At 58.9% G+C, this 5,766-nt stretch carries 7 protein-coding genes; 1 reads left to right on the top strand and 6 read right to left on the bottom strand.

The genetic code is table 11. The annotated features are described in order from the left end of the window. Positions 1-383: 383 nt before the first annotated feature. Positions 384-719 (top strand): M48 metallopeptidase family protein, encoded by a 336-nt coding sequence (locus PROAA_RS12570; RefSeq protein ID WP_186411670.1) that lies wholly within the window; start codon positions 384-386, stop codon positions 717-719. A 316-nt stretch (positions 720-1,035) separates the two neighbouring features. On the opposite strand, the gene PROAA_RS12565 is transcribed toward PROAA_RS12570, so the two are convergent. The 6 genes from PROAA_RS12565 to PROAA_RS12540 form a co-directional block, all read right to left on the bottom strand. Continuing rightward, positions 1,036-1,677, bottom strand: a complete 642-nt coding sequence (locus tag PROAA_RS12565; protein ID WP_222102253.1) for a carbonic anhydrase — start codon at positions 1,675-1,677, stop codon at positions 1,036-1,038. Continuing rightward, on the bottom strand, positions 1,677-2,561 hold the full coding sequence (locus tag PROAA_RS12560; protein ID WP_186411669.1) for a phosphoribosylaminoimidazolesuccinocarboxamide synthase: 885 nt from the start codon (positions 2,559-2,561) through the stop codon (positions 1,677-1,679). The genes PROAA_RS12565 and PROAA_RS12560 overlap by 1 nt, the downstream gene beginning before the upstream one ends. A 256-nt stretch (positions 2,562-2,817) precedes the next feature. Beyond that, a complete protein-coding gene (locus PROAA_RS12555) occupies positions 2,818-3,597 on the bottom strand; it encodes a LamB/YcsF family protein (RefSeq protein ID WP_186411668.1) in 780 nt (259 codons plus the stop codon). Then, positions 3,578-4,621, bottom strand: a complete 1,044-nt coding sequence (locus PROAA_RS12550; RefSeq protein WP_186411667.1) for a 5-oxoprolinase subunit C family protein — start codon at positions 4,619-4,621, stop codon at positions 3,578-3,580. The genes PROAA_RS12555 and PROAA_RS12550 overlap by 20 nt, the downstream gene beginning before the upstream one ends. After that, positions 4,618-5,346, bottom strand: coding sequence for a 5-oxoprolinase subunit PxpB (gene pxpB / locus PROAA_RS12545; RefSeq protein WP_186411666.1), 729 nt, complete (start codon positions 5,344-5,346; stop codon positions 4,618-4,620). Before pxpB ends, PROAA_RS12550 begins: the two co-directional genes overlap by 4 nt. Continuing rightward, a partial coding sequence (locus tag PROAA_RS12540; RefSeq protein WP_186411665.1) for a TRAP transporter large permease subunit occupies positions 5,343-5,766 on the bottom strand: 424 nt, incomplete at its 5' end. The genes pxpB and PROAA_RS12540, both read right to left, overlap by 4 nt.

Below are 5,766 nucleotides of genomic sequence, written 5' to 3'. Positions count from 1 at the left end.
GGCGGAGCGTGCCAGGGCAGTGCAGGAGAGTTTCGAGCAACGCCAGACCAGCACCGCCGAGGCGCTGGCGGCATTACTCAAGGAAGTCGAAACGAACGAGGTTCGCAAAAAGGAGCAGGCCGAGAAATCGTTCGATGGCCTGACCTAATTCGTCTATCGCAGCCTGCTCGACGCGAAGATCGAGAACGCGGAGGCGGTCAGCCGCAAGATCCGCCAGGCCTTCGCCGATTTCCCGAACTGGAAAAGGAGCGAGAGCGCGCTACGCGAGCTCAGAAAGAAAGTCACCTTCGCGATTTTCGCCGAAACGGACGACCTGGATCGGGTGACAGCGATGGTGAACGAGCTGTTCACCTTGCTGGAGAAGGCAGATCGGATTTGAAGTGATGACCGCGACCGATCCAAAACACGAGTTCAAGCAACGCGTCCGTCACTGGGCCGAGAAGTTGAACGCGCAAGTTGTCTGGTTGGGCGTGCGCCCGATGCGCAACAAATGGGCCTCATGCACGACCAGCGGCCATCTTAACTTCAATGACGAACTGCTCGGCCTGAAACCCGAGCTGTGGGATTACGTCATCGTCCACGAGCTTCTGCACTTCTTTGTTCCGAACCTTGGAAGACTGTGGAAGAGCCTGATGCGTGCCCACCTGGGTGAGTATGAGTCAGCTGAAAGCGAGCTAAAGAGAGTGGCGCAACACACTTCCCTACAGCGGGTGCGCTGACGCGCGCTGATTGTTAATCACGGGATGCGGGTACCGAAAAAAAGGCCCACGCATTTTGCTGCGTGGGCCTTGGTGACTCTTACCCCGGCACACCGGGCCGAGGTGATCGGCTTTTCGCCGTCAGGTTGCTACATAGTCATCTCAAAACGCGGTAAGAACATAGAACCATGAAGTCTCCTTGAAGCACGGTTGGAGCAACATCAACGCGCCAGATTCACCGCTGATCACGACGCTCTTCCAATGTAGTTCATGCAGCGGAAAACGCCAGGTCCGAAGTTGAAATAGTTACGGTCTTCGACGCGCAATCTCCTTTTCGTCAGGAAAGGGGTTCAAAGCGATTGCTGTCGGGGTCGTAACGCAGCAAATCGCCCTCTTCCATATCGAAATACCAACCATGCAAGGCGAGCTTCTTCTGCGCGACGCGTTCCAGGATCCAGGGGAAGGTCAGCAAGTTGTCGAGGGAGACGAGGATGGCCTCCTGTTCGCAGGCACGCGATTGTTTTTCCAGCGATTCTTCGTGCTTTCTGGATAGAACGCGGTTGCGCGCATGGCTGGCGACTTTCATCCAGCTTGAAATAAACCCGTCTTGAGATTCGACTCCCGGCGTCTGACTCATCAACGCACGTATTCCGCCACATTGACAGTGTCCCAGAACAATGATGTTCTCTACTTGCAGATGACGCACCCCGAACTCGAGCGCAGCGCTGGTGCCATGGTAGGTGCCGCTGGTTTCGTAAGGGGGCACCAGATTCGCCACATTGCGAATGATGAACAAGTCGCCTGGATCGCAGTCGGTCACAATGGCGGGGTCCACCCTGGAATCGCAACAGCCGACCACGATCGTTTTGGGTGACTGGCCCTGTTTGGCGAGGCGTTCGAACAGTGCGTGATTCTGCGTGTAATTGTTGTTGCGAAAGCGCCTGAAACCCTCAATCAGTTTCTCGATATGGTTCATCATCAAGCTTCCGTCAGGCGTATTAGCGCTTCGCGATATTTTTCGCTGGTTTTGGCGGCGATTTCCGGCGGCAACTCCGGGCCGGGATCTTGTTTGTTCCAGCCACTTTCTTCCAGCCAGTCGCGAACGTATTGCTTGTCAAAGCTGGGCGGATTGCTGCCGGGCTGGTACTGATCGGCGGGCCAGAAACGCGAGGAATCCGGGGTCAGTGCCTCATCGATGAGATACAGCTTTCCTTGAGCGTCCTGGCCGAATTCGAACTTGGTGTCAGCGATGATGATGCCTTTGGTTGTGGCGTAGGCAGCGGCTTCCTTGTACAGGGCGATACATGCGTCACGTACCTGGGCAGCCAGTGCCTTTCCGAGTAGTCCCTCAGCCTCTTCGTAGCTGATGTTTTCGTCGTGGGCGCCTGCTGCCGCTTTGGTGGAGGGGGTGAATAGCGGTTCCGGCAGTTTGTCGGCTTCACGCAGTCCGGCTGGCAGGGGAAGACCGCAAACGCTGCTGCTCGCTTTGTATTCCTTCCAGCCGGAGCCGACCAGATAGCCGCGCACGATGGCCTCGATCGGCAAGGGGGCAAGTTTTTTCACCACGATCGCCCGTCCCGCGACCTGGTCGACCTCACCCTTTGCAACCACCGATTCCGGTTTGATGTCGGTCAACTGGTTGGGAATAAGGTGGCCAAGTCTGGAAAACCAGAAATCGGAGATGCGGGTCAACACTTCCCCTTTGCCGGGGATCGGCGTGGGGAGTACCACGTCGAAGGCTGACAAGCGGTCGGTGGTCACGATCAGCAAGTGCTGGTCGTCTACGGCATAGATGTCGCGCACCTTGCCACGATTAAGCAGGGGCAGGCTGGGGATGCTGGATTGGTACATCGGCGTGGTCATAAAATATTTCCATAGTTACGTGTTTACAATGTGTTGCGTGATTATTCCGTGGGCCATCAGTTTGAACTCGCATAACGGAAACGGCCAGCAGGTTGGTGCATAGTGAGGGTCAACGAGCTGCACGTCCGGGCGCGTGGAGTGCGCGAGTAAAGCGCCTTCTATCGTAACTCCAAATCGGCCCGCAAGCTCTGTTTCTTGCCGGCAAAGCCGTGCTTGGCTGGGTGCCGGCCCGCTGTGTCTTGGGAAGGGGTTTTGCCTATCCTGCCGATATTTTCGGCAGTTCCAGGAACCGGTACCCCCGGGTACCCAACTCCTGGCGCAAGTGGCGCGCGATTCCTACAGCGCCAGGGCTGTCGCCATGCACACAGATGCTTCCGATCGAAGCCGCGATACGGGTGCCATCGACGGCGATCAACGCTCCGGCTTCAAGCATGGACAATGTATGCTCGAGGCAGGCTTCGGCGCCGTGGATCATGGCGTCCGGCCGTGCCCTCGGCACCAGTTGGCCATCGGGCAGATACGCCCGATCGGCGAAAATCTCTTCCACGACCGGCAAACCGGCGGCGCGCCCAGCGTCGAGCAACTGCGATGCGGCCGGAGCCAGCAGAATCAGATTTCGATCGATTGCCCGAATCGCGCGGCAAAGCGTATCAGCGACACCACGGTCGATGCAGGCAAGGTTGTTCAGTGCGCCGTGCGGCTTGACATGCGTCACCCGGGCCGTTTCGAGCGAGGCAATGCCAGCCAGTGCCCCCACCTGAAATGCAATCAGTCCTTCGAGCTCGGCCGGAGTGAGTGCCATGGCGCGGCGACCAAAGCCCTGCAGATCAGGATAACTGGGATGGGCTCCTATCGAAACGCCACGCGCTTTTGCCAGACGAACCGTGCGGCGCATTGTTTCCGGATCACCGGCATGCCCTCCACAAGCGATGTTGGCCGAATTGACGATATCGAGCATGGCTTCGTCGTCGCCCATGGTCCAGGGACCAAAGCCTTCACCGAGGTCGGCGTTGAGGTTAATAGGCGCGTTGGGCATCGAACACTCCGTCAATAAGGTTGGCCGCGAAAAGCGCCTCGGAATCAAACTCGGCATGGTTGGCCCGAATGCTGGCAATGCGATCAGTCAGCTCCGTTGCTGCGCAGCAACGGGCGACAACGGCCTGCCGATAGTCTACTTCGACGAATTGCAGTGATTGCCCCGGCACGGCATGGCCCAAGCGTGGCAGGTCGGCGCTGATCACAGTGGCAATGACTGGGTAGCCGCCGACCGTCTGACAATCGGCCAGAAGAACGATGGGTTGGCCATCACCTGGAACCTGAATCGCGCCTGGGGTAACCGCGTCCGAGACGATGTCGGAGCCAAGCTGCGGATCGTGATCCAGGCGAGGCCCTTCGAGCCGCAGCCCCATGCGGTCGGCCTGTCGGCTGACAACGAACTCCTCGCTCGTTAGCCGGGCGCGCGCCTTATCGGTGAAATGTTCCGAGTGCGGCCCGGCCAGCACACGTATCGCGCGATCTTTCAACAGGGACGGCTCGGGTAGTCTGAGTTCGCGACGCGAGTTCTCTTCCCCCCGCTCCGGCTGGCCTGCACGCACTATCTCTATCCTGTCGCCCGCAGCAAGTCGTCGGCCTTCAAAACCACCAAAGTGCGCGCGCTCGTAGGTCGAGCGGCTGCCAAGCACCAGCGGCACGTCAATTCCTCCCGCGATGCCAAGATAGGCGACGCCGCTGTGTACCGGGCCCATCTTCAGCGTATCACCGGCCAGCAGGCGGTGGCTGGCCCAGGCGCGGGCAGGGCGACGATCGCCGCTTGTCGATTCGACAACCCCGTCAATCGATCCGGCAAGCGAAATAAGCACTGGTATCCTGGCACGAAGGCGCGGCCCGACGAGACGCATTTCAATCGCTGCAGCCGAGAGGGAATTCTGCACCAGGGCGTTGGCAATTTTCAGCATTCCGGAATCCAGTGCACCCGACAGTGGCACGCCAAGATGGCGGTAACCCGGACGACCCAGATCCTGCACCGTGGCGTGACCATTGCAGTCCAGAATCTCAATCATGATGTGAAAAACTGATCTCGAAGCAGTTGGCCCGCTTTTTCTGCGGCAGCGAGTCGTGCGAATTCATCAGGGTTGACTGGCGTGAATTGAACAGTGTCGCCAGCAACGAGCAGGGCCGGTCGTTCAGGCACGGCCAGGTCAAACATGCGCAAGGGGGTTTGACCGATCAGGTGCCACCCTCCGGGGCTTGACCAAGGATAGATGGCTGCCTGGGCGCCGGCGATCGCCACGCTGTGGGGTGGAACGGCGTTTCGCGGGGTGGATAGCCGCGGTAATCGCAGCCATTCAGGTAATTCGCCCAGATAGGGAAAGCCGGGCAGAAAACCGATCATGAAAACGCGCAGTTTCAGGCTGCATAGCGCCTCAACCACGGCATCTTCGCTCCGCTCCGTGGTGTGGGCGACCGCGGCCAAATCCGGCCCGTGCGCACCGCCGAACAAGACAGGTATGCGCCATTGAGCTCCCGTCGTACCCAAAGAAGCTTCTCGCGAGAAGGACGACTCGGCGGCGCGGGTCAACTTTGCTGCCACTTCCTCCCGATCAACGATTGCCGGATCGAAGTGCACGGTCAGCGAACGATAGGTCGCCACGACGTCCGTGATGCCGCGCAATTCGCCAAGCGCATCCCGGGACGCCAACACGCGTGCGTTCAAAGCCAGACCCACCCGATCGCCCAATTCCAAGGTCAGCGCCGTGTCACCGAGATCAAGAATTCGTGGTTTCATCCGGCCATGTGCTGCGGTAGCCAGGTGATGATTGCCGGGAAGACGTAGAGCAATCCGCTGGCACACATCATCAGTGCGAAAGGGATCATCGCCGTTCGGGCAATCCACGGCAATTGCTTGCCGGTCATGCCCTGGATTACGAACAGATTGAAGCCGACCGGTGGCGTGATCTGGGCCATTTCGACGACCACCACAAGAAATACACCGAACCAGATCAGATCGATGCCTGCGGCGACGACGGTCGGCTGAATTACGGCGATCGTCAGCACCACCATCGAGATGCCATCGAGAAAGCAGCCAAGAATTATGAAGAAGATCATGAGCCCGAACAGCAGGCCGAACTGGCCAAGGCCCAAACTGCCGATCCACTCGGCCAGATGGCGTGGCAACCCCATATAGCCCATCGATAGCGTCAGGAAC

The organism is Candidatus Propionivibrio aalborgensis, assembly GCF_900089945.1.
Lineage (GTDB): Bacteria > Pseudomonadota > Gammaproteobacteria > Burkholderiales > Rhodocyclaceae > Propionivibrio > Propionivibrio aalborgensis.
Note: the sequence above shows the minus strand (reverse complement) of the source record. Positions and strands in the feature narration are given on the sequence as shown.

Coding starts and splice junctions, on each gene's coding strand:
- PROAA_RS12555 (WP_186411668.1), bottom strand. CDS start 3,597: ATGCCCAACGCGCCTATTAACCTCAACGCCGACCTCGGTGAAGGCTTT.
- pxpB (WP_186411666.1), bottom strand. CDS start 5,346: ATGAAACCACGAATTCTTGATCTCGGTGACACGGCGCTGACCTTGGAA.
- PROAA_RS12570 (WP_186411670.1), top strand. CDS start 384: ATGACCGCGACCGATCCAAAACACGAGTTCAAGCAACGCGTCCGTCAC.
- PROAA_RS12560 (WP_186411669.1), bottom strand. CDS start 2,561: ATGACCACGCCGATGTACCAATCCAGCATCCCCAGCCTGCCCCTGCTT.
- PROAA_RS12550 (WP_186411667.1), bottom strand. CDS start 4,621: ATGATTGAGATTCTGGACTGCAATGGTCACGCCACGGTGCAGGATCTG.
- PROAA_RS12565 (WP_222102253.1), bottom strand. CDS start 1,677: ATGATGAACCATATCGAGAAACTGATTGAGGGTTTCAGGCGCTTTCGC.